Below are 22,208 nucleotides of genomic sequence, written 5' to 3'. Positions count from 1 at the left end.
TGGCGCGACAGGCCTGGATCTGGAATGCCATTGGTTTCATGTCTTGATGAGAGGAAGGTCCATGAAGAAGCCCGGTTCGATGAAGGGCCTTGAAGATCTCGGCCGGGTGCGGCTTTCCCGAAACTTCTTCTTCCGCGATTTCCTGCATTCGGAGATCGCCGATTTCTACCGCATCCCGAACATTCCCGATGATCCGGATCTGGCGATCGAGGCCGGTCGTCGTCTCTGCGAAGAGTTGCTGGAGCCGCTGGAGGCGACCTTCGGTCGTCTCGTCATCCGCTCCGGCTACCGCAACCGCGCCGTCAACGGCTTCGGCAATGCCAACGGGCTGAACTGCTCGACCAATGCAGCCTCGGCCGCAGATCACATCTGGGACATGCGCGATGCCGACGGATGCATCGGCGCCACCGCCTGTATCGTCATCCCCTGGGTCTGGGACCGGCGCGGCGAGATCGGCGGCTGGCAGTCGATCGCCTGGTGGATCCACGACCATTTGCCTTACGCCTCGCTCTGTTTCTTCCCGAAGCTCTGGGCTTTCAACATCCAATGGCACGAGCGGCCGGCGCGCCGGATCATGAGTTTCGTCGAGCCGCGCGGTGTCTTGACCAAGGCCGGTATGGCGAACCAGGGAGGCCGCCATGCCGAGGCCTATGCCGGGTTTCCGGACTTGAGGACCGCGCCGATATTGACCTTATAGCGCACATGCTCGTCGGTGCGGGAGTAGCGGTCATAGAGCCGCCGCGCCGTGGCATTGTCGGCCTCGGTGTACCAGTAGAGCCGATCCCAGCCCTTCTCCTGACAATGCGCAATGAGATCGTCGATCATCGCCCGCGCCACGCCTTGGCCGCGCGCTGCAGGATCGACATAGAGATCCTCGATATAGCAGATCGGCTGGCGGAAGAAGGTGGCGAGCTGCTCCTGGCAGATCGCAAAGCCGACCACCTGCCCGTCGAGGATCGCCAGCCGCGCAACGAGCGGCGCGGCGGGATCGATCAACCGCTTCCAGGTGCCGTCGATGATGTCTTCGGCGAGTTCGCTGCCGGAAAAGGCGACATAGCCGGCCCAGAGGCGACGCCAGTCCGCCTCGTCGCCGCCTGTCGCGGCGCGTATCGTCAATGCCATTGTGTTGTTTTTGCTCCCGTCATTCACCGACGTCGTTGAGTTTTCGCACCGCCTCGTCCGACAACTTGAGTTCGGCGGACCGAATGAGGCTCTGCAATTGCGCAAGACTGGTGGCGCTGGCGATGGGGGCCGTGACGCCCTTGCGCGTGCGGATCCAGGCAAGGGCGATTTCCGCCTGGGTCGCTCCGGTGTCGGCCGAGATGTCGTCGAGCACGCCAAGGATGCGCATGCCGCGTCCGTCGAGATATTTCTCGACACCGCTGCCGCGTGCCGAGCCTTCTAGGTCCTTGTGCGTCCGGTACTTTCCCGAAAGGAAGCCTCGCGCCAGCCCGAAATAGCTGATGACGCCGATCTCCTCGGCGATGCAGAGGTCGCGCAGCGGCCCTTCGAAGGCATCGCGGTCGTAGAGATTATATTCCGGCTGCAGCACCTGATAGCGGGGCAGGCCCTGGTTGGCGGACACGTCGAGCGCCTCGCGCAATTGCAGCGAGTTCAGGTTGGAGGCGCCGATCGCCCGCACCTTGCCTTCGGACAGAAGCTGGTCGTAGGCCGCAAGCGTCTCCTCGTAGGGCGTTTCCGGATCCGGCCAATGCGAGAGATAGAGGTCGATATGGTCGGTCTGCAGGCGTTTCAGCGAATCCTCGACCGCTTGCAGGATCCAGCGGCGCGAAAGCCCCTTGCGGTCGGGTCCGAGTTCGGAGCCGACCTTGGTGACGATGACGGCCTTGTCGCGAGACCGGCCCGACTGTTTCAGCCACTTGCCGATGATCGTTTCGGACTCGCCGCCCTGATTGCCGGGCGCCCAGGAAGAATAGACATCGGCAGTGTCGATGGCGTTGAACCCGGCATCGAAAAAGGCGTCGAGCAGCGCGAAAGAGGTCTTCTCGTCGGCGGTCCAGCCGAAGACATTGCCGCCGAAGACGAGGGGCGCGATTGTCAGATCGGTGCGGCCAAGTCTCAGTTTTTCCATGGTTTCGCTCCATTGGACTGGATGAAGGCATGTTGCGATCGGGAGGATTGCGAGGGAAAGATAGGGCAGAAAAGCTGACATTGTCACCCGCCTTTCGGCAATTTTCTGCACGGTGCCCTTCTTCGCCAAACCGCGCTCTGCCGCTTGCTAGGTACGTACCTCGGCGCTAGTCTCTGCCGCCAAATCAGGGAGCCTTGTCATGTTACGTTTCGGAATTCTGTCCACGGCCAGGATCGGCCGCGACCTCGTCGTGCCGGCCATTCAGGACGCGGAGAACGCCGTCGTTTCGGCTGTTGCCAGCCGCGACTTCGCCAAGGCCCGGGCCATGGCCGATCGCTTCTCCGCGCCGCATGCCTTCGGTTCCTACGAAGAGATGCTGGCCTCCGACGTCATCGATGCGGTCTATATTCCGCTGCCGACGGCGCAGCATGTGGAGTGGTCGGTCAAGGCCGCCAATGCCGGCAAGCATGTGCTTTGCGAAAAGCCGATTGCGCTGCGTGCCTCCGAGATCGACCAGCTCATCGCCGCGCGTGACCGCAACGGCGTCGTGATTGCCGAAGCCTTCATGGTCACCTACAGCCCGGTCTGGCGAAAGGTCCGCGCGCTGATCGCCGAGGGCGCGATCGGCCGGCTGCGCCACGTCCAGGGTGCCTTCACCTATTTCAACCGCGACCCCAATAACATGCGCAACATCCCGGCGCTCGGCGGCGGCGGCCTGCCGGATATCGGCGTCTACCCGACGATCACCACCCGCTTCGTCACAGGCAAGGAGCCGGTGCGCGTTCAGGCAAGCACCGATCGCGATCCGGACTTCGGCACGGATATCTATTCGAGCGTGCGCGCCGATTTCGGTGATTTCGAGCTGAGCTTCTATATCTCCACCCAGTTGGCGGCCCGCCAGGTCATGGTCTTCCATGGCGACAAGGGCTTCATCGAGGTGAAGTCGCCCTTCAACGCTGACCGCTATGGCCGCGAGGAAGTGGAACTGACGAACCAGAACCACGCCCAGTCCCAGCTCTTCCGCTTCCAGGACGCGCGCCAGTACAAGCTCCAGGCCGAGGCTTTCGCCCGCGCCGCCAGGGGCGAGGACGAGGAAGTGGTGACGCTGGAAAACTCCCGCCTCAATCAGAAATTCATCGACGCGATCTACCGCGCCAGCGCCAAGGACGGTTGGGAGACCATCTGATCAACGGCAAGGGCCCGCCGGTCTTGCCGGCAGGCCCTTTTCTCTTGATCTCCTGCGATCGTCCCGTCAGGCAAGCGCTGCCTGTTCTCGCGCGAGACCCCGCAGCTTGAAGATCAGAAAGTCGGCGACCGTGATCAGGCCGATGGCGATGAAGCCGATACCTGCGACGGTGAGCAACGGATAGGCCGCGACCAGCAGTGCGACGCTTGCCACCTGCCAGAGGATGTCGCCGGCGATGCTGACGCGTGCTGCCGAAGCGACCGGCCCGCCGTTGCGCGCCGCGGCGAGGTGAAAGATCCCCCAGAAGACCAGCCCGACGCCGAGCATCTTCATCATCGGCGCCGTCGCGGCAGGGCTGAAGAGCGAAGCAAGCGGGGTGGCAAACAGGATCAGCACGGCGCCGACGACAAGAGAGTAGACGCCGTCGGCAAGGAAGGTCTTGTTGAGCAGGCTGCGGTTCGAGAGGTTCATCGTCGGCTCCATCGGTTTGTCGATGGCCGGATATTTGCGCCGATGACGTCATCGAGCCAATTACCTCAGAGGTAATGGATTTTACCTGCCGCGCGCGCCACTCTCCGGCAGAACGGAGAATCACGACCCATGCAGTTTGGCGAACATCTGAAGGAATGGCGCGGGCACCGCCGCATGAGCCAGCTTGATCTTGCGGTTGCCGCCGGCATCTCGGCGCGCCACCTGTCTTTCCTTGAAACCGGCCGGTCGAAGCCGTCGGAGGGTATGATCTTGCGGCTGGCCTCGGTGCTGGAAGTGCCGGCGCGCGACCAGGGCACGCTGTTTTCGGCAGCTGGCTATCGACCGCGCATGGCGACGCGGCCTGCCGCCGGGCTGGACGCCATGCCGCCAGTCGTTGCCAATGCCATCAGGTTGATTCTCGCGCGTCACGATCCCTATCCGGGGCTGGTGCTCGACCACGAATATACGCTGCTGGTCGTCAATCCGGCGCTGGCGAGCCTTGCGGTTGCCGCCGACATTCCGTTCCAGCCCGGAGAGAACTTCCTCGACACGTTTCTTGCCAACGACAATGTGCGCAAGCTGGTCGTCAACTGGGAGGCCGCGGCCGCCGATCTGGTGCAGCGGGTCAGGACCGAGGCCTGGTTGCAGGGTCCGCGCAGCCGTCTCGGCAAGCGGCTGGAAAAAGCCGCGTCCAATCCGGCCGTGGCGCGTGCGATCGAGAACCATCCGGACACCGACCGGCTGCCAGTGCTGCCGATCGAGCTCGACATCGGCGGCTTGCGCTTGAGCTTCATCACCACGCTTCAGACCTTCGGCTCGACCCAGGATGCGCTGGTCGAGGGCGTGCTGATCGAATCCTTCTTTCCGGCGGACGAGGAGACCAGAGCCTTCTTCGAACGAAAGGGATGACGGGCTACCGGTCGCGCTCGATGCCGATGGCGATTGCGCCGCAAATCATCAGCGCGACGCCCATGTTGTAGGCGCCGATCGCTGCCGCCGCCTGGATCCAGTCGCCGTTTGCGCCGGCCAGCGCCAGCAGCCCCGTGCCGGCAAACAGGCAGGCGCGGGCGGATTTGAGGCCGCATATGGCAATGCCGAGGACGAAGGATGCGGTTACGATCATGAGGCCCGCCTATCCCCTTAGGAGTTGATGATGATCATGCCGCTGATGATCAGCGCGGCGCCGAAGGCGTAGCGCAGCGTCACCGCCTCGCCGAGAAAGACGGCGGCGAGCAGCGGCACGATGCAGAAGGTGAGCGCCATGAAGGAATAGGCGATCGTCAGGGGCACCGACTTGATCGTGAAGATCCAGATGATCGTGCCGATGCCATAGACGGCGAGTGCGATCAGCAGGGTCGGGCTGAGGGCCAGGGCCAGAAGTCCCTGGGCACTGGCATTCCCGGTCTTCGTGCTTGTCAACTTGAAGAGGATCTGCCCGGCCGAGATCAGCACCGGGGTGAAGAAGAGCCCGAACCAGACGGTGGGTGCGAGATTGAGGTTCATCGCCATGCCTCACTCCGCCGCGGCAGTTCTGTCTTCGCAATAGAAGATATCGCGGCCGATATCGACACATGTGTGCGCTGCCGGAACCGGATGCATCGCCCGCAGGAAGGAGTGGGTATAGGGGAAGAAATTGAAGTGCGGATTGAAGGTGTAGCGATATTCGCGCTCTCGCGGCACGACGATGATCAGCCGCCGGCGGGTAATCCGGCGAAGCTCGGCGATTGCCTTGCGATAGTCGAGGATGTGCTCGATCACATGCGTGCAGACGACCGTGTCGAATTCGCCGTCGGCAAAGGGCAGGTCTTCGATCATCGCAGCGTGATATTCGATGCCTTCGATCCGCGCCGCATCGTCGATGGCGAAGTCGACGCCGGCGAGGCGCGTTAGGCCAGGCTTGGTCTCCCGGATCCGCTTCAAGAGTACACCGGTGCCGCAACCAACGTCGCAGACGCTGTCGCCGACGACGCTCGCCGCGATCCTGCGCACGCAGGCTTCGGAATTGTCCGTTCCCTCGTGCACCCGGGGATGCTGCCGGTAGAGGTCCTCGTACTCGTTCGCTGACAGGAACGGCGCCCGTGCGCGAAAGTCGGCGAGATGGGCGATGTGCTTGCCCCAGGCGAGGCTCGCCATGCCCTTGAACAGGCGCGAATCCCTGAGGATCGGCGGAATGACGTCTTCGATCAGGAAGCGTATGCGATTGGTCGTTTCCCGGTTCATCCGCGGCGCTCCCGCACAATGCGTGGTGCCGACTGCAATCCGGCCTCCTGGATGTCGACGCTCTCGACCGGCATGGCCCGCGAAGGGGTCGCGATGTAGTGCAGCCGGAGCTGCTCGGTGCGGGCGCGCGAGACCGAATCGAGGATCAGGCCTGCCGTGAACGTGATGATCGACATCATCAGCATGGCTAGCGCAAAGACCCAGGTGGGCATGCGCGGCACGAGCCCGGTCGCGAAATATTCGAGCAGGACGGGCATCATGAAGCCGATGCTCGTCGCAAAGAAGGCCATGGCGATCACGCCGAAGAACGTGAAGGGCCGCGTTTCCTTCATGAGCATCGCGAAGGTCCAGAGGATCTTGGCGCCGTCCTTGTAGGTCGACAGCTTGGAATGGGAACCTTCCGGGCGCCGGCCATAGTCCAGTTCCAGTTCCGCGACCGGCAACTTGAGACGCGAGGCATGGACCGACATCTCCGTCTCGATTTCGAAGCCGTTGGAAATGGCCGGGAAGCTCTTGGCAAAGCGCCGCGAGAGCACGCGGTAACCGGAGAAGATGTCGTTGAAATCCGTGCCGAAAATTTCCCGATAGAGAATGTTGAAGAGCCTGTTGCCGAAGGCGTGGCCCTGCCGGCCGGCGTCGTCGTGAACCCCACGCCGCGTTCCGACCACCATGTCGGCGCGCTCGGTGATCAGGGTGCGGATCAGGTCTTCCGCATCGGTCGGGCAATAGGTGCTGTCGCCGTCCGCCATGACGTAGATGTCAGCGTCGATATCGGCGAGCATGCGGCGCACCACGTGCCCCTTGCCCTGCCGGCGTTCACGCACAACGGTCGCGCCGGCGAGCATCGCCTTCAGCGCGGTGCCGTCGGTCGAGTTGTTGTCATAGACGTAGATGCGTGCCGTGGGCAGTGCCGTCTGGAAACCCTGGACCACCTGTCCGATGGTCGATGCTTCGTTGTAGCAAGGCAGGAGAACGGCGATGTTGAAGCGGTCGAACATCAGGGTGGCTCGGTTGCTGTTGGATCGCGCCATCATAGGATCAGGGTGTTAACAAGGTGCCAAGGTGCGCCGCACGGGGCGGTCCAAGCGGCATGCGCCGCTGCCATGCGCTTTACGCTTTCTTGATCGCAGGGGCGTAAGCTCCGCGCGATCAAGAGGGGCGGAGACCTATGTCGGGCGGCACGGCAGCACTACCGGAAATGGCGGCGATGCCCAGGCGGCGGCGGTTCTCGTCGAACCTCCTGTGGATGGTGCTCGCCTATGGCGTGCCCACGGTTCTTTTCCTCGTCATCCAGTTCATGCGGGCACCGGATTATCTCGGCCGCGACAATGACGATGCCATGCGCCTGGTCGAGGTGCGCGATCTCCTTGCCGGCCAGAGCTGGTTCGACCTGATGCAGCTCCGCCTGGGGCTCGAGGGCGGAACGCTGATGCACTGGTCGCGTCTGATCGACCTGCCGATCGCCGGGCTCATCGCCATGTTCCGCCCCTTCTTCGGCGTGATGCAGGCGGAAGTCCTGGCGCTGGCGATCTGGCCGATGGCGCTGGCAGTGGTGTTGCTCGCGATGATGGGGCTCGCCGGACGCCGTGCGGGCGGTACGGCCGCCATGCATTTCTGCCTGGGGCTGACCGCGATCTTCATCGCCACGTCGAACCGCTTCCTCGGGGGCGCGATCGACCACCACAATGTGCAGCTGGTGCTGGCCGCCGCCATGGTGGCCATGCTCGTCGATCGCCGGTATCGTGCCCTGAACTATGCGCTTGCCGGAGTGGCGGCCGCCATCGCGATCGCCGTCGGTGCCGAAACCACGCCGTTCGTGGCCGTCGTCTGCGCCATCGTTGCCTGCCAATGGCTCTGGGCCGGCCAACCGGCCGCCCGCGCGACGGTCGCCTTCGGCCTGTCGCTGGCAACGGGCCTCAGCGTCATCTTCTTTTCGACCGTGCCGCCGCGCCTCTATTTCGTCGCGACCTGCGACAATCTCTCGATCGCCTTCTATTCGCTGGCGTTGACCGGCGGCGTCCTTCTGGCGCTCGCGGCCGTCACGGTCAGCCACCGCGCGCCGGCGCTGCGCTTCGGCGCGCTCGCTCTCTGCGGTCTCGGCGTTGTCGCGGTCGCGCTGATCGTGGCGCCGCAATGCCTCGGCAATCCGCTGGCCGGTCTCGATCCGTTGCTCGTCGAACTCTGGCTCGACCAGGTCTCCGAAGCCCGTTCCGTCGCGCTCATTGCTGCGCAGGAGCCGACCAATATCGGCGCTTACTATTTCACCGGCGCCTTTGCCTCGGCGATCTGCCTCTGGCGCATCTGGCGTCGCGACCGGGTCGATCTCCATCTCGTGCTCCTGGCCCTGGTGTTTTCGAGCCTGGCGATCGCGCTTGTCCAGGTCCGCGGCATGGCATTCTCCAACCTGCTCGCCATCGTGCCGATGGCGCTGCTGCTGGCCGATCTGCGCGCGCGGTCGGGCGGCGGAACGGCTGGGGCCCGCGCCTCCCTTCTCTATGTCGGCGCCCTGCTCGTTTCCGTTCCGGCGACGTGGGCCATCGCCGGAACGCTTGCAGAAAAGGGGATCAACGGGTTTGCTGCGGCAGAAAGGGTGGTCACCAACGGCGAGGCGTGCCTGAGCGACGTCGCGCTTGCCGATATTGAGCGGCTTGCGCCGTCGCTGGTCGTCGGACCGTCGGATATCGGCGCGACACTGCTTCGCCGCACCGAACACCGCGTGCTCAGCGCTCCCTATCATCGCAATGCCGCCGGCATGCTTCGCGAGCTGAAGATCGGCCTGGCCGAGCCTGAAGCCGCAGCCGTCCTGTTGCACCAGCTCGGCCAGCCGGTGCTCGCCTTCTGCGCCGTCGACGTGCAAACGCAGATCATAGCTGCCCGTGCTCCCGATGGTCTCTATGCCGACCTCGCCGCCGGGCGTGTGCCGGCGTTTCTGACGCCCCTGCCGGTGTCGGAAGGCTCGCCCATCCGGCTCTACACGCTGTCGCCTTGAGCGCCACGCCCCTGGCGCGTGGAAAGCGTGAGGGATGTGCTGGCCTTCGGCGAAGGGTGCGGTAAAAGAGGCGATGGCCTCTTTCTTCGACAACGATTCTCCGAGCAACCTCACTGAATATTCGGTGTCCGAGCTTTCGGGCTCGATCAAGCGAACGGTCGAACAGGCCTTCGACCAGGTGCGCGTGCGCGGCGAGATCTCCGGCTATCGCGGCCCGCATTCCTCCGGCCACGCTTATTTCGCACTCAAGGACGACCGCGCGCGCATCGACGCGGTGATCTGGAAGGGCACCTTCTCGCGGCTGCGCTTCCGTCCGGAAGAGGGCATGGAGGTGATCGCGACCGGCAAGGTCACGACCTTCCCCGGCTCGTCGAAGTATCAGATCGTCATCGATACGATGGAGCCCGCCGGCGCCGGCGCGCTGATGGCGCTGCTCGAAGAGCGCAAGCGCAAGCTTGCGGCCGAAGGGCTGTTCGACACCAATCGCAAGAGGCCGTTGCCCTATATGCCCAAGGTGATCGGTGTCGTGACGTCGCCGACCGGTGCCGTCATCCGCGACATCCTGCACCGAATTGCCGATCGCTTTCCCGTTCATGTCGTCGTCTGGCCGGTTCGGGTGCAGGGCGATGGCTCGGGTGACGAGGTGGCAGCGGCGATCCGCGGCTTCAACGCGGTCGCGCCCGGCGGGCCGATTGCGCGGCCGGATGTCCTGATTGTCGCGCGTGGTGGCGGTAGCCTCGAAGACCTCTGGGGCTTCAACGACGAGGCCGTCGTGCGCGCGGCCGCCGCCTCGGAGATCCCATTGATTTCCGCCGTCGGCCACGAGACCGACTGGACGCTGATCGACTATGCCGCCGACCAGCGCGCGCCGACGCCGACGGGTGCTGCCGAAATGGCAGTGCCGGTCAGGGCCGATCTCGAAGCCGGTCTCTCCGGCCTGTCGGCCCGCCTCAAGTCTGCGGTCGGCCGCCAGATGGACAATCGCCGCCAGTCGGTGCGGGCGCTGGCGCGGGCGCTGCCGTCGCTCGACCAGTTGCTGGCGTTGCCGCGCCGCCGTTTCGACGAAGCCGCCCTCGGGCTCGGGCGCGGCCTCACGATGAACACGGCCAACAAACGGCGCCAGTTTGAGCGCGCCTCGGCCGAGTTGCGTGCCGATCTTCTCAAGGGCAAGCTTTCCGAGCGCCGCCAGCGCCTGGCCGACGCCATGAACAAGGCCGACCGCATCGTCGAGCGGCAGCTGCATCGCGGCGAGGCGCGGGTTTCGGCGGCCGACGCTGCACTGCGCGCCTTGCCTTCGCGCCTCATCGGCCAGATCCATCGGGCATCCGATCGCGTCGCCGGCCTTGCGGCCCGGTCCGATGCGGCCGTGCGCGCCGACGTCCGCCGCCTGCGCAGCGTCATCGTCGCCCAGGACCGCATCCTGCAGTCGCTTTCCTATCGCAACGTCCTGCAGCGCGGCTTTGCGCTGGTGCGTGACGCCGAAGGCGGGCCGGTGCGCCAGGCTGCGTCCGTCTCGGTTGGCATGACGCTCAGCCTGGAGTTCGCCGACGGTCGCGTGTCGGCCATTGCCGGCGAAGGCGAAGGCGAGGGCGAGCCGGCTTCCCCGCCGACTGTGCCGCGCAAGAAGCAGACAAAACCCGCAGAGCCGGCGGGGGATCCGCCGAAACAGGGCAACCTGTTCTAGCGCGTCATCCCGCTGTCATGGCGACGGCGTAACGCCAGCGTTCCCAAGAGAGCGACGGAGCCCGGCATGGTCGAGCGAGCCAAGATTATCTTCATCCACGGGGCCTCCAGCAGCGGAAAATCGACGCTGGCGCGGGCGGTCCAGGCGCAGATCGGCGAACCGTTCTGGCACGTCTCGATCGACCATCTTCGCGATTCGGGAACGGTGCCGATGGAACGGTTCCGCCGCGGCGATTTTCGCTGGAAGGAACATCGGGCGCGCTTCTTCGACGGGTTCCACCGCTCGCTGGTTGCCTATGCGTCAGCCGGCAACAATCTCCTGCTGGAGCACATTCTCGAGGAGCCCGGCTGGGCGTCTGAGCTCGCGGTGATGTTTCAGCCGTTCGACGTGTTCTTTGTCGCGCTTCACTGTGAACTCGACGAACTGGTCCGGCGCGAGCGGCTTCGCGCCGACCGGCCGATTGGCAGCGCCGCGGATGATTTTCACCGCATTCACTTCGGACAACGTTACGATCTGGAGCTCGGTCCGGGGCAGGCCGCCGCCGCCGCCGCCGCGCAGTTGATATCCGCCTGGTCTGTGCGCTGCTCGCCCTCCGCCTTCGACGCACTGGCGCTGGAGGCGCGGGCAGGATCGGGAAAATCCCAGGTCTAAGAACAGTGAGCCGGCTATCCTTCTTCGGTGGCGCTCGTCGCTCGCGAAAAACGGCATTGTATTCGGTTGATTTTTCAGCTCATTTTCCCGGCTACGGATCTTGATTCCAGATCGATATGTTAGGGAACGCCGGATGCGCATCCTGCTCGTGCTTGCTCACCCGCTCGAAGACAGTTTTGCCGCAAGCGTGGCGCGTCAGGCGCGCGCCGCCTTGGAGGCGAACGGCCATTCGGTCGACTTGCTCGATCTCTATCGCGAGGATTTCGATCCGCGTCTCACCGTTGTCGAGCGTGGAAGCTACTTCACCGACGCCTATGATCGCTCAAGCGCGGCAGATTGGATCGCGCGGCTGCAGGCGGCCGACGGGCTGGTGCTCGTCTTTCCGCAATGGTGGTTCAATTTTCCGGCGATCCTGAAGGGCTTCTTCGATCGCGTCTTTGCCCCGGGCGTCGCCTTCGACAACGACCCGGCCGGCGGCCGCATCATCCCGCGGCTCCACAACATCAAGCTCTTCTGGGCGCTGACGACGACCGGCTCGCCCTGGTGGGTGGTGCATCTCTACATGGGCAATCCGGTGAAGCGGCTTTTGAGGCGCGGCATCGCCGCCTTCTGCGCCAAGGGGCTGAACTTCCGCATGCTGGCGCTGCACGACATGGACCGGGCGACCGACGGCAAGCGCAAGGCGCATCTGGAGCGTGTCCGCCGGCTTGCCTCCAGTCTGTGATCGCGGCTACTCGAACGTCGCGAGATATTTGCGCAGCAGTGCGTTGAGCACCACGCGTTCCTCAGGCGAGAGCGCGGAAACCACGCGATGCTGGTTGGCCACATGCGCGGTCGCGGCTTCGTCGACACGGCGCAAGCCTTCTTCCGTCAAGGCGATGATCACGCCCCGCCTGTCCTCGGGGTTGGCGATCCGTTCGACAAGCCCTGCCTTTTCCAACTGATCGATGCGGTTGGTCATGGTGCCGGAACTGACCATGGTCGTATCCAGAAGCTCTCCGGGCGAAAGCCGATAGGGCGGCCCGGACCGACGAAGCGTCGCAAGCACATCGAAGCTCGACGCATTCAACCCGCGTTCGGAAAACGACTTCTCGATTTCGCGGCCGACATGTGTCGAGACCCGTGAGAGCCTCCCCAGCAGGCCCATGGCCGAAACGTCAAGGTCCGGCCGTTCCCGGTGCCATTGGGCCAAAATCCTGTCGACGCGATCCATCAATACCTCCATGTATTTATCTCAGCATAGAGTATCTTGACTTAGAGATAAACCGCGCTATCCTCAATTTATCTTGATATAGAGATTCTTGAGGTAAAGATATGAGCTCGAACCGCACCATCGACCTTGCCTTGACCGCTCTGGCACCGGCCATTTGGGGCAGCACCTACCTCGTCACCACGCAGTTCCTGCCGTCCGGCTATCCGCTGACGGTCGCCATGCTGCGGGCGCTTCCGGCGGGGCTGCTCCTGCTGCTCATCGTCCGGCGATTGCCGGAAGGCATCTGGTGGCCGCGCACCTTCGTGCTCGGCGCGCTCAACTTCTCCTTCTTCTGGGCGATGCTCTTCGTTTCGGCTTACAGGCTGCCGGGCGGCGTCGCCGCCACGGTGGGTGCAGTCCAGCCGCTGATCGTCATCCTCCTCTCGCGCGTCTTCATGGGCTCGCCGATCCGTCTGCTCAGCGTCGTCGCCGGCCTTGCGGGCATCGCCGGCGTTGCCCTGCTGGTGCTCACGCCCGGCGCCGCGCTCGATCCGCTCGGGGTGCTCGCCGGTCTCGCCGGTGCCGTTTCCATGGCCTTCGGCACGGTGCTCAGCCGCCACTGGGCGCCGCCGGTGCCACCGCTCACCTTCACCGCCTGGCAATTGGCGGCCGGTGGCCTCATGCTCGTGCCGGTGGCGCTGTTCTTCGAGCCGTCGCTGCCGCCGCTGACGACGGCCAACGTCCTCGGTCTTGCCTATCTCGGCCTGATCGGCGCCGCCTTCACCTATCTGCTCTGGTTCCGCGGCCTCTCGCGCCTCGAGCCCTCTGCCGTGTCGCCGCTCGGTTTCTTAAGCCCCGTCGTCGCCATCCTGCTCGGCTGGGGCGTGCTCGGAGAGCAACTGACGCCGGTCCAGGCGCTCGGCATCCTCGTCGTCTTCGTCAGCGTCTGGCTGAGCCAGCGCGCGCAGCTCGCCCCGAAGGTGCGCGCGGCCCGCGCTTGAGTGTGGGCTTGCAACCACAGGGCATGCGCTTCACATTGCCGGGACCTCAATTCCCAGGAAGCGCATGCCGCAATGACCGAGCACCTGACGCCGGCGCACTATTTTGATCTCCTCCGTTTCGCCAGGCGCCAGACCCGCCGCGCAGCAGAAGCGGAGGATTTGCTGCATGAGGCGCTGATCGTCGCGCTCAAGGCAGGGCGTTTTCCGACCGGCGGCGATCGTGCCTGGTTCTGCGGCGTTCTCCGCAAGCTCGCAGCGATGCAGGCGCGTACTGCCGCTCGCCGACTTCGCCGGGAGCAGCAGCTTGATATCCCAGAAGCGGAAGACGCCAGTTCCGCCGATCCGCTCGCCTTCGCCGCCACGCTTTCCCCCAGCCTCAGGATCGTGATGCTGCTGGCGATCGCCGGCCACAATCGCCTCGAAATCCGTCACCTCCTTGGCATATCCGATGAAGCGCTGCGCCAGCGCATCCTGATGCTCCGCCGGGCCTGGCGTGATGCAGGCCATGTCGAGACCAATCTGGAACTGTCCGGGCTTCGTTATCCGCTCGAAAGCGGCCGCATCCGCCAGGCGTTGCTGCCGATCACGCGGGGCGGCCGCGCCGCCTTTGCCAGCCACGATCCGGATGGACATCTCTTCGCGGTCAATTTTTCACCGCGCGCGTCTCACGAAACGGCAACCGGCGGCAACAAGCCGGCGTAACAAGCAAAAAGGAAGCAACCAATGCTGTCGAAACCACGTATCGGGGCCATCTGCTACTTCGTCTCGGAACTTGCCCGGACGGAAGCCTTCTACCGTGATGTTCTGGGTCTCAACGTCCAGCGCATGGAGGACGACGAAGCCGGCGCCTGGCTGATGGCCAAGATAGAAGACGAGGTCGAGTTGATCTTCTTCGTCGCGGAAAGCAAGCCGGGCAACACGCCGATCGTCGTGTTCGATCTCGCCGAGGGCGGTATCGACGATGTTGTGAGTGGCCTTGCCGAAAAGGGAACCACCATCGTCACGCCGGTGAGCCATGCGCCCGGCGGCTGGTCGGCAGAATTCGCCGATCCCGATGGTCACGTCCTGTCGCTCTACCAATCGGCGGAGATGCCGCGTCTGAAGCGGGCTGCCAACGCCTGAAGGGGCCGTTTCCCCAATAGAAAAGGCCGCCGCATTTGCTGCGGCGGCCACAAGACTTTTAGGCCGAACGAGACCGGGGAGGGGCCGTGATCAGGCCCATTCACCCTTTCGCATGACCGGCACGCGGCTGCCGTCGGCGCGCACGCCGTCGATGTCGACCTGGCCCGAGCCGATCATCCAGTCGATGTGAATGAGGCTGGAATTGCCGCCCTGGGCACGGATCTGTTCCGGTGTCAGCTTGGTGTCGTCGACGAAGCAGCCGGAGTAGCACTGGCCGAGTGCGATGTGGCAGGACGCGTTTTCGTCGAACAGCGTGTTGTAGAACAAGATGCCGCTCGCCGAGATTGGCGAGGAATGCGGCACCAGAGCCACTTCGCCGAGCCGGCGCGCGCCCTCGTCGGTGTCGAGCACCTTGTTCAGTACTTCCTCGCCGCGCGATGCCTTGGCCTCGACGATCCGGCCGCCCTCGAAACGTACCTGGATGTTGTCGATCAGCGTGCCCTGGTGCGACAGCGGCTTGGTCGAGGAGACATGGCCTTCGACGCGCAGCGCATGCGGCGTCGTGAACACTTCCTCGGTCGGGATGTTCGGGTTGCAGGTGACGCCGTTCTTGGCTTCCGACGCGCCGCCGCACCACAGATGGCCGTCGGCCAATCCGACGGTCAGGTCGGTGCCGGGGCCGGTAAAGTGCAGCGCGGCAAAACGTTCGCCGTTCAGCCAGGCCGAGCGCCGCGCAAGGTTGGCGTTGTGCTCCTTCCAGGCGGCGACCGGGTCGGCGACGTCGACGCGCGAGGCGGCGAAGATGGCGTTGGCGAGCTTCTCGACGGCAACCTCTTCCGGATCATTCGGGAAGACGAGCTTCGCCCAGGACGGGTTCGGGTAGGAAACGATGTTCCAGTTGATGTCGAAGTTGGAGATCTTTTCGAGCGCCGGCTTGTAGGCGATCGAGTTCGCCTTGTTGGCGCGCGCCACCTTGGCCGGATCCTGCGCCGACAGCATCATCGGGTTGTCACCGGAGATTGCAAGCCGCGCCGCACCACCGGCAAAAGCCTCGGCCATGCCCTTGAACAGCCAGTCGCTCGCCCGGTCGAAGCTCTCGTCCGGTGCATAGGCGTAGCGCGAAAGCGTCGTGTCCTCGTCCGAATAGAGCGTCGTCACGAGGCCAGCACCGGCCTTGTAGGCGTGCTTGGTGATCAGGCGAACGAGCGGCATCGCCGCGACCGGCGCGGTCATGACAAGGTCCTGGCCGCGCTGAAGCTGCAGGCCGACCTGGATCGCGACTTCCGCGAGCTTGTCGAGTTTCACCGGGTCGATCGGATCGGGCGTATTGGCGGGAAAGGTCATGATCTACCTGTCTTTCTGAAATCGGAAGAAGAAGACTTAGAGCGCTTTGCGGCGAAAATGAAGGCTGAGTGCCGGAGGTTTGATGCAATCAGCGCGCGCCGATGGCCGCACGCACCCGCTCAACATTGCTCCTGTGCACGGCCTCGTACGGCGCGAAATAGAGGATCGCGCCGGAGGCGATCTCCTCGGCGGCGAATTCCTTGAGCGTGCCGGTGTCAGCACCGGTCGCGATCGCCTGCGTCAGCCGCTCGATATAGCCGCGATTGGCGTCGATCAGGTCCGGCCCGTAGCCGCCGCTGGCGATGCGTTCGCGGTCGCCATGGGCGGGCAGAATCCGAGCAATCGGCCATTGCCGCAGGCGCATGAGTTCGGCGATGTGCGTCGCGGTCTGATCGGCCTCGCTGATAAAAGTCGTCGTATCCTCGAGCGTATCGCCGGCCAGCAGCAACTTTTCCTCGGGCAGCCAGATCACGTTGCCGTCGGCGCTATGGATGGCGAAGTGGTGCAGTTCCACCGGCCGCGTCCCGACGGTCAGCAGAAGCGTCTCGTCGAACAGCCGGCTCGGCATGACGAGCGGCTGGATCGGCGGCGTCGCGGCTTCGATCTTCTCGCGGTTTTCTTCAAGTTTCTGTCCCGTCAGCCTGAGCGCGATGATCTCGCAATCGGCAAAGACGGCATTTCCGGCCACGTGGTCCTTGTGCCAATGGCTGAGCACGACGCGGATCGTGGTGACGCCAAGGCTTTCGAGGTGGTTGCGGATCGCCCGGGCGTGATCGAGCGAGATGTGCGTGTCGTAGACCAGGGCCTCGCGACCGTCGACGATGGCATAGGAGGCAACGCCGAGTTCGTAGGCGCCGTCATCGAGCCAGTTCGCCGCCTCTGAATAGAGCCGCACCCCGGCAACGCGCCCGTCATAATAGGCATAGACGCCGGGGTAGGGCTCAAGGATCGTCAGGGTCGAGGTCATGTCCGTCACAATGCGCTCCTCCAGCATGGCTTACGCCCTGTCATAGAGCAGGCGCGCGCCAAACTGAAGGACCGCATGATCTCGCCCTTTTCGTTATGCCTGCCCGGCGCGCAGCAGATAGGCGTCGTGCTCCCTGAGGAACGTCATCAGCCGCTCACCGTAGTCCGGCGTGACGGCTGCCTTGACGCTTGGTCGCTCGGCGAGCGCTTTGCGCCAGGCGTTGACACGATCGAGCCCGTCGAAAATGCCATGGTCGGCGAGCGTGTCGAAGAGATCGAAGTAACGGAAGACCGGCGCAAAGACCGCATCGACGAGAGAAAATTGTGTGCCGGCAAAGTAGGGGCCTTCGCCAAGTGCCGCTTCCATGGTCGCAAACTTGCCGGCGACCGCCTGACGTTTCTGCTCGTAGGTCTCCTGGTCCCGGGCCGTCTCGAAACCCCAAAGATCCGAAAGGATCGACGAGCCGAATTCCATCCAGCCGCGATGCCGGGCGCGCTCCAGCGCGTCTTCCGGGTGAAGCTTCGGGCCGGCTTGGCTTTCCTCGACATATTCGGCGATGACGGAGCTTTCGAACAGCACCGCTTCGCCGCCCGGCTGCGGCACCTGCAGCAGCGGCACCTTGCCGAGCGGCGAGATCTTCAGGAACCAGTCGGGCTTGGCTTTGAGGTCGATATAGGTCCGCTCGAAGCGAACGCCTTTTTCGTCGAGCGCGATCGAGGCGCGCTGCACATAGGGGCAGAGATGGTGGCTGATGAGGGTAAGCATGGCAATCTCCCGGTTGAGGCAAAGTAGATGCATATGCATGTATGTGGACTTGCTTCGACTTTCAAGATGGATGTAATTGCATCTATGAGCAAAGAAACGAAAACCGACATAAAGGGCCCTGGCCCAGACACGACCGCGGCCTGGATCGGGCTGATGCGCGCGCGGGAATGCGTGCTCGCTCGGATCGAGGCCGATTTCAAGGCTGCCAGCCTGCCGCCGCTCGGCTGGTACGACGTGTTGTGGGAACTGGTTCAGGCGGAAGACGGCCGGCTGCGGCCCTTCGAGATCGAGGCGCGGACCCTCCTTGCGCAGTACAATCTTTCGCGCCTGATCGATCGAGTGGTGAAGGAAGGCCTTGTCCGCCGCGAAACCTTCGACGCCGACGGTCGCGGCCAATGGGTTGTCGTCACCGAGGCCGGAAGGGCGATGCGCGCGCGTATGTGGCAGACCTATGGCCCATCGATCGAGGCCCATGTCGGCGCCCGACTGACAGAAGCTGAGGCGCGGCAGCTCGCGGGGCTGCTGGCGAAGCTCAGGTAGAGCATTTGAATCGTGCATGGCGTCGCGGCTGCGTAATGCCATGCAATCGGACTGCGCCTGTCCGCAAGCTTGCCCCTCTCCTCGGGTTTAAACCGAAGAGTAGCGCTCTCCCCGCAGGCGGGGAGAGGGGACGCAACATGTTCGCAACGCTGTCGAGCGGAGCTGCGTCACGGGAAATTGGGGGCGTTTGTTGTTGGGGCGAGTGCCACGAGTCTCCTTCGCCCCGCCTGCGGGGAGAAGGTCGCGGCAGCGGGATGAGGGGCAGTTCAACGGAGTGTCGACCGCCGAAAGATTCGCACTCAGCTGTTTAGCCCGAACGACTTCTCGAGGGCTTCCCAGGTCTCGTCCATGGCGAAGGTGCCGGAGAGATAGGGAATGGCCACGTGCCCATAGAGCGGCGAAAGCTGCCACTCGGCCGTTTCCTCGTCGACCCCTGCGATCTGCTGCAGGTAGATCGTCGAGACCAGCCCGGTACGGTCGGCGCCGGCCTTGCAGTGGATCAGAAGCGGCTTTGGTGCGTCCCTGAGGATCGCCATCAGCGCGTCGGTTTCCTTGCGGTCGATCTCGGCCGAAGCGGACATGGGGAAGTTGATGAGCCGGATACCGTTGCGCTCGGCGGCGGCAACCTCTTCGCGATACCAGCGCTCGCCCGGCCTTTCGCCGCGCAGGTTGAGAATGGTGCGGATGCCATAGGCCTTGGAATAGGCGGCGATCGCCTCCGGCGTCGGCTGTGCCGAACGGTAGACCTCACCGGCCACGAGCGTATGGAAATTGCCGGTCCATTGAAGACCGACGAGGTAGATGACCATGGCCGCGACCAGCGCTGCCATGCCGACAGCGAGGCGCTTCAAAAGACGCTTCGCGCTGGGAAATCTTGCAAATGCCATGAGAGAGACCCGACGCCGTTCGAAAGCGGGAATGCATGCGAAAGTTGCACTTTCCGTCCCCGCATCAGCGGCTCGTATAAGGCATCTGTGATATTTTGATGGCAGTGCCTCAGGCGATGAGCGGTGCGGCGATCGCTTTCAGCGCTGCCTGGGCGTCACTGGGTGCGAGCCGCACCTGCAGGCCGCGCTGCCCGCCATTGATGTAGACCTGCACTTCGACAAGTGCGGCCTCCTCGATTGCCGTCGGCACCAGTTTTTTCTGGCCGAACGGGCTGATGCCGCCGACATGGTAGCCGGTCAGCCGCTCGGCATCCACCGGCTTCATCATCGCCGCCGACTTGCCGCCGAAGGCGGCGGCGAGCTTCTTCATGCTGACTTCGCGGTCGGAGGGCACGACGCAGCAGACCGGCTTGCCGTCGACCTCGGCCATCAGCGTCTTCAGCACCCGGCACGGATCCTCGCCGAGCGCCTCGGCCGCCTGCAGGCCGACCCGTTCGGCATTGGGATCGTAGTCATAGGCATGCACGCTGAAGGCGACGCCGGCCTTCGAAAGCATCTGCGTGGCGCGCGTGGTCTTCGACATCGTCGTCGCTCCGAATGGGATCAGGCTTTGGCGAGCACCGCCTCGTAGAGGTCCGGCTTGAAGCCGATCAGCAGGTTGCCGTCGGCTTCGAGCACCGGGCGCTTGATCATCGACGGCTGAGCGAGCATCAGCGCGATTGCCTTCTGCGCGTCGAGGTCCTGTCTGTCGGCCTCGTCGAGCTTGCGGAAGGTCGTGCCGGCGCGGTTCAGCACCGTTTCCCACCCAGCTTCCTTGCACCAGCGCTCCAGATGCGGGCGGTCGATGCCCTCGGCCTTGTAGTCGTGGAAGCGATAGGCGATGCCCCGGCCGTCGAGCCATGTGCGCGCCTTCTTCATCGTGTCGCAGTTCTTGATGCCGTAAATCGTAACCGTCATGCCCATGCTCCAGCCGCAGCGAGGAATTCCCGAATGCTGGGAATCGCGCAATTTCAAAGCGTGGCAGGAGTGATAGCCGCCCGATGCGCGGGAGGGAAGACCGAGACCTTGCGTCAGGTCACGCCGGCGTAGCGCCCCGGCTTGTGATTGATCGCCAGCGTCATGTTGACGACCGCCGCCCCGATCACCGAAAGCACCAGGTTCGACGGCGGCAGCACGAAGAAGGCGGCTGCAAGGATCGCAAGATCGACCGCCAGCTGGAAATAGCCGGCACGGATGCCGAACCTCTCCTGGAGATAGATCGCGACGATGTTGATGCCGCCAAGCCCGGTGCGATGGCGAAAGAGGATCAACAGGCCCATGCCCATCAGCCCGCCGCCGACAACCGCCGCATAGATCGGGTCGAGCCGGGCGATCTCCACCCAGCCGGCCGTCAGCCGGGAGAACAGCGAAACGAGGCTGACGGCGATGAAGGTGCGCAGCGCAAACATCCAGCCGAGCCGTTTGACCGCCAGGACGTAGAAGGGCAGGTTGACGAGCGAAAAGACCAGCCAGAACTCGGCGCCGGTCGCATATTGCAGCAGCAGCGCCAGACCCGACGTGCTGCCTGTGAGCAGCATCGCCTTGCTGTAGATGATGATGCCGAGCGACATGATCAGCGTGCCCGTCAGGATCGCCAGCGCGTCCTCGTAGAGACGATGGCGTTCGGTCGGGGTTTCTGCTGCGTCGATGCTGCGCTCGGCCATCGTGGTCCTCAGAGGTTCTTGAAGTTGGCGATGACGCCGTCGACTTCCGCCGTCTTCAAGCCGGCAATATTGATGCGGCCGGAACCGGGCATGTAGATGCCGTGTTCGTTGCGAAGCCGCATGACATCGGCCTCGGAAAGCGGCAGCAGCGAGAACATGCCCTCCTGGGAGGCAACCGCACCCAGTGCCTGCCAGCGGTCGCGCAGGCCTTCGGAGAGCGCCCGGCGGATGTTGGCGATGCGCAGCCGCATCGTTTCGAGCTCTTGCCTCCAATCCTGCGCGAGTTCTGCGTCGGAAAGGATCATGCGCACGATCGCTGCGCCGTGATCCGGTGGCATCGAGTAGCTGGTGCGTGCGAGGCCCGAGAGGTTGGAGCGGACCGTATCGGCCGACGACGACGAGGCGGTCACCGCGAAGATGGCGCCGGCGCGCTCACGATAAAGGCCGAAGGACTTGGAGCAGGAGACGGCAACCAGCGCTTCCGGCACGACGCCGATCAGGTGGCGCAGCCCGGCGACATCCTCGTCGAGGCCTCGGCCGAAACCCTGATAGGCGAGGTCGACGAGCGGCAGCAGGCCGCGCTCAGCGATGACGGCGGCAAGCTCCATCCATTGCGCTTGCGAGATGACGCCGCCCGTCGGGTTGTGGCAGCTGGCATGCAGAAGCACGGCGTCGCCGGTGGCAGCGCCCTGCAGCGCCGTCATCATGTTGTCGAAGAGCACGGTCTGCGAGGGCACGTCGAAGAACGGGTAGCCGGCGGGTTCAAGGCCGGCGGTCTTGAAGATGCTTGCATGGTTCGGCCAGCTCGGCAGCCCGATCCAGATGCGCTTGCCGCCCATCTGGTGGATGAGGTCGGCCGCGAGCCGGAGGGCGCCGGAGCCGCCCGGCGTCTGTACGCCGGCAACGTGGCTGCGGTTGACGGTCTCGCCGCCGACCAGCGTCCACAGATGGTCTATGAAGACGAGGTCGCCTTCGGGGCCGACATAGGCCTTGCTGTCCTGCGTTTCGAGCAGGCGCTTCTCCGCTGCCTTGACTGCCCGGAAGATCGGCGTATGGCCGGTTTCGTCGCGGTAGACGCCGACGCCGAGATCGACCTTTCCGGGGCGCTCGTCCTTGCGGTAAAGCCCGATCAGGGCCAGCAACGGATCATCGGGTTGGCGGGTCAGAGCGTCGAACATGCCGGAAATTCCCCCTTGAATGGCAGCGATGCGATATCGGTCGAGAAAGCCTGCCGGCCGCCGTTCCTCCGGCTGCCCTGCGGCTTTCTTCTTAAGTCAGCGCAAGCGCAAAATCGATGCGATATTTGCCACGGAGACAATATCGACAGCGTGCTATTTGCGCAAAATTCTGCAATTCATTTGCTGATTTGCGTGCTGCGTCCTATTTCCTGAAGC

27 protein-coding genes are annotated in these 22,208 nt (G+C 64.2%); 11 read left to right on the top strand and 16 right to left on the bottom strand.

Translation table 11 applies throughout. From position 1 onward, the window contains the following. Positions 1-61: 61 nt before the first annotated feature. Positions 62-697 carry a hypothetical protein gene (locus tag OKW20_RS06260; RefSeq protein WP_429170918.1) on the top strand — a complete coding sequence of 212 codons (636 nt, stop codon included), beginning with the start codon at positions 62-64 and terminating at the stop codon, positions 695-697. Here the strand turns inward: OKW20_RS06260 and OKW20_RS06255 are convergent. Both OKW20_RS06255 and OKW20_RS06250 read right to left on the bottom strand, forming a co-directional pair. Further along, complete coding sequence (locus OKW20_RS06255) at positions 649-1,122, bottom strand: N-acetyltransferase family protein (RefSeq protein WP_429170916.1); 474 nt, start codon at positions 1,120-1,122, stop codon at positions 649-651. The two genes, OKW20_RS06260 and OKW20_RS06255, sit on opposite strands and share 49 nt — an antisense overlap. Before the next feature lie 19 nt (positions 1,123-1,141). Continuing rightward, positions 1,142-2,092, bottom strand: a complete 951-nt coding sequence (locus OKW20_RS06250) for an aldo/keto reductase (RefSeq protein WP_429170914.1) — start codon at positions 2,090-2,092, stop codon at positions 1,142-1,144. Positions 2,093-2,291: 199 nt separating this feature from the next. On the opposite strand from OKW20_RS06250, the gene OKW20_RS06245 reads away from it, so the two are divergent. Next, positions 2,292-3,278 carry a Gfo/Idh/MocA family protein gene (locus OKW20_RS06245; protein WP_429170912.1) on the top strand — a complete coding sequence of 329 codons (987 nt, stop codon included), beginning with the start codon at positions 2,292-2,294 and terminating at the stop codon, positions 3,276-3,278. Positions 3,279-3,344: 66 nt separating this feature from the next. Here OKW20_RS06245 and OKW20_RS06240 read toward each other — a convergent pair whose 3' ends face one another. Then, a complete protein-coding gene (locus OKW20_RS06240) occupies positions 3,345-3,749 on the bottom strand; it encodes a hypothetical protein (protein WP_429170910.1) in 405 nt (134 codons plus the stop codon). Positions 3,750-3,878: 129 nt separating this feature from the next. On the opposite strand from OKW20_RS06240, the gene OKW20_RS06235 reads away from it, so the two are divergent. Beyond that, positions 3,879-4,658: a helix-turn-helix domain-containing protein gene (locus OKW20_RS06235; RefSeq protein WP_429170908.1), complete on the top strand. Its 780-nt coding sequence runs from the start codon at positions 3,879-3,881 to the stop codon at positions 4,656-4,658. 4 nt (positions 4,659-4,662) lie between these two features. On the opposite strand, the gene OKW20_RS06230 is transcribed toward OKW20_RS06235, so the two are convergent. Genes OKW20_RS06230 through OKW20_RS06215 form a run of 4 tightly spaced genes read right to left on the bottom strand, consistent with a single transcriptional unit; the run spans position 4,663 to position 7,000 of the window. Continuing rightward, the gene (locus OKW20_RS06230; RefSeq protein ID WP_043617063.1) at positions 4,663-4,872 is read right to left on the bottom strand and encodes a hypothetical protein; all 210 of its coding nucleotides are present in this window, start codon (positions 4,870-4,872) and stop codon (positions 4,663-4,665) included. A 17-nt stretch (positions 4,873-4,889) separates the two neighbouring features. Then, positions 4,890-5,258 (bottom strand): transporter, encoded by a 369-nt coding sequence (locus OKW20_RS06225; RefSeq protein WP_429170906.1) that lies wholly within the window; start codon positions 5,256-5,258, stop codon positions 4,890-4,892. A 3-nt stretch (positions 5,259-5,261) separates the two neighbouring features. After that, positions 5,262-5,969: a class I SAM-dependent methyltransferase gene (locus tag OKW20_RS06220; protein WP_429170904.1), complete on the bottom strand. Its 708-nt coding sequence runs from the start codon at positions 5,967-5,969 to the stop codon at positions 5,262-5,264. After that, entirely contained in the window at positions 5,966-7,000 is a 1,035-nt protein-coding gene (locus tag OKW20_RS06215; RefSeq protein WP_429170902.1) for a glycosyltransferase family 2 protein, read from the bottom strand. Before OKW20_RS06215 ends, OKW20_RS06220 begins: the two co-directional genes overlap by 4 nt. Before the next feature lie 137 nt (positions 7,001-7,137). On the opposite strand from OKW20_RS06215, the gene OKW20_RS06210 reads away from it, so the two are divergent. The 4 genes from OKW20_RS06210 to OKW20_RS06195 all read left to right on the top strand — a co-directional run bounded on the left by OKW20_RS06210 (position 7,138) and on the right by OKW20_RS06195 (position 12,017). After that, complete coding sequence (locus OKW20_RS06210; RefSeq protein ID WP_429170901.1) at positions 7,138-8,958, top strand: hypothetical protein; 1,821 nt, start codon at positions 7,138-7,140, stop codon at positions 8,956-8,958. 73 nt (positions 8,959-9,031) lie between these two features. Next, the gene (gene xseA / locus OKW20_RS06205) at positions 9,032-10,642 is read left to right on the top strand and encodes an exodeoxyribonuclease VII large subunit (RefSeq protein WP_429170899.1); all 1,611 of its coding nucleotides are present in this window, start codon (positions 9,032-9,034) and stop codon (positions 10,640-10,642) included. 66 nt (positions 10,643-10,708) lie between these two features. Next, positions 10,709-11,293 carry a chloramphenicol phosphotransferase CPT family protein gene (locus OKW20_RS06200; protein ID WP_429170897.1) on the top strand — a complete coding sequence of 195 codons (585 nt, stop codon included), beginning with the start codon at positions 10,709-10,711 and terminating at the stop codon, positions 11,291-11,293. 133 nt (positions 11,294-11,426) lie between these two features. Next, positions 11,427-12,017, top strand: coding sequence for an NAD(P)H-dependent oxidoreductase (locus OKW20_RS06195; RefSeq protein ID WP_429170896.1), 591 nt, complete (start codon positions 11,427-11,429; stop codon positions 12,015-12,017). Between the two features lie 6 nt (positions 12,018-12,023). Here OKW20_RS06195 and OKW20_RS06190 read toward each other — a convergent pair whose 3' ends face one another. Beyond that, positions 12,024-12,518 carry a MarR family winged helix-turn-helix transcriptional regulator gene (locus tag OKW20_RS06190; protein ID WP_429170894.1) on the bottom strand — a complete coding sequence of 165 codons (495 nt, stop codon included), beginning with the start codon at positions 12,516-12,518 and terminating at the stop codon, positions 12,024-12,026. 89 nt (positions 12,519-12,607) lie between these two features. Here OKW20_RS06190 and OKW20_RS06185 point away from each other — a divergent pair, with 89 nt between their 5' ends. From OKW20_RS06185 to OKW20_RS06175, 3 genes are all read left to right on the top strand, one after another. Then, positions 12,608-13,486: an EamA family transporter gene (locus OKW20_RS06185; RefSeq protein ID WP_429170892.1), complete on the top strand. Its 879-nt coding sequence runs from the start codon at positions 12,608-12,610 to the stop codon at positions 13,484-13,486. A gap of 72 nt (positions 13,487-13,558) precedes the next feature. Further along, positions 13,559-14,188 carry an RNA polymerase sigma factor gene (locus tag OKW20_RS06180; protein WP_429170890.1) on the top strand — a complete coding sequence of 210 codons (630 nt, stop codon included), beginning with the start codon at positions 13,559-13,561 and terminating at the stop codon, positions 14,186-14,188. 21 nt (positions 14,189-14,209) lie between these two features. Continuing rightward, positions 14,210-14,608, top strand: a complete 399-nt coding sequence (locus tag OKW20_RS06175) for a VOC family protein (protein ID WP_429170888.1) — start codon at positions 14,210-14,212, stop codon at positions 14,606-14,608. Between the two features lie 90 nt (positions 14,609-14,698). Here OKW20_RS06175 and OKW20_RS06170 read toward each other — a convergent pair whose 3' ends face one another. The 3 genes from OKW20_RS06170 to OKW20_RS06160 form a co-directional block, all read right to left on the bottom strand. Beyond that, positions 14,699-15,952: an aminopeptidase gene (locus OKW20_RS06170; RefSeq protein ID WP_034804607.1), complete on the bottom strand. Its 1,254-nt coding sequence runs from the start codon at positions 15,950-15,952 to the stop codon at positions 14,699-14,701. Between the two features lie 88 nt (positions 15,953-16,040). Further along, a complete protein-coding gene (locus tag OKW20_RS06165; RefSeq protein ID WP_429171159.1) occupies positions 16,041-16,919 on the bottom strand; it encodes an MBL fold metallo-hydrolase in 879 nt (292 codons plus the stop codon). Positions 16,920-17,012: 93 nt separating this feature from the next. Further along, positions 17,013-17,684 (bottom strand): glutathione S-transferase family protein, encoded by a 672-nt coding sequence (locus OKW20_RS06160; RefSeq protein WP_429170886.1) that lies wholly within the window; start codon positions 17,682-17,684, stop codon positions 17,013-17,015. Between the two features lie 84 nt (positions 17,685-17,768). Between OKW20_RS06160 and OKW20_RS06155 the strand changes: the two genes are divergently transcribed. Beyond that, positions 17,769-18,224 carry a MarR family winged helix-turn-helix transcriptional regulator gene (locus OKW20_RS06155; protein ID WP_429170885.1) on the top strand — a complete coding sequence of 152 codons (456 nt, stop codon included), beginning with the start codon at positions 17,769-17,771 and terminating at the stop codon, positions 18,222-18,224. A gap of 299 nt (positions 18,225-18,523) precedes the next feature. Here OKW20_RS06155 and OKW20_RS06150 read toward each other — a convergent pair whose 3' ends face one another. From OKW20_RS06150 to tatA, 5 genes are all read right to left on the bottom strand, one after another. Further along, entirely contained in the window at positions 18,524-19,075 is a 552-nt protein-coding gene (locus tag OKW20_RS06150; protein WP_429170883.1) for a dual specificity protein phosphatase family protein, read from the bottom strand. 145 nt (positions 19,076-19,220) lie between these two features. Beyond that, on the bottom strand, positions 19,221-19,694 hold the full coding sequence (ybaK, locus tag OKW20_RS06145) for a Cys-tRNA(Pro) deacylase (RefSeq protein ID WP_429170881.1): 474 nt from the start codon (positions 19,692-19,694) through the stop codon (positions 19,221-19,223). Between the two features lie 20 nt (positions 19,695-19,714). Next, a complete protein-coding gene (locus OKW20_RS06140; RefSeq protein WP_402323572.1) occupies positions 19,715-20,068 on the bottom strand; it encodes an ArsC family reductase in 354 nt (117 codons plus the stop codon). 113 nt (positions 20,069-20,181) lie between these two features. Further along, a complete protein-coding gene (locus tag OKW20_RS06135; protein ID WP_429170879.1) occupies positions 20,182-20,814 on the bottom strand; it encodes a YitT family protein in 633 nt (210 codons plus the stop codon). An 8-nt stretch (positions 20,815-20,822) separates the two neighbouring features. Then, positions 20,823-21,992 carry a tyrosine aminotransferase gene (gene tatA / locus OKW20_RS06130; RefSeq protein ID WP_429170877.1) on the bottom strand — a complete coding sequence of 390 codons (1,170 nt, stop codon included), beginning with the start codon at positions 21,990-21,992 and terminating at the stop codon, positions 20,823-20,825. Positions 21,993-22,208 lie beyond the last annotated feature (216 nt).

The organism is Ensifer sp. LBL (genome assembly GCF_050435225.1).
Lineage (GTDB): Bacteria > Pseudomonadota > Alphaproteobacteria > Rhizobiales > Rhizobiaceae > Ensifer.
Note: the sequence above shows the minus strand (reverse complement) of the source record. Positions and strands in the feature narration are given on the sequence as shown.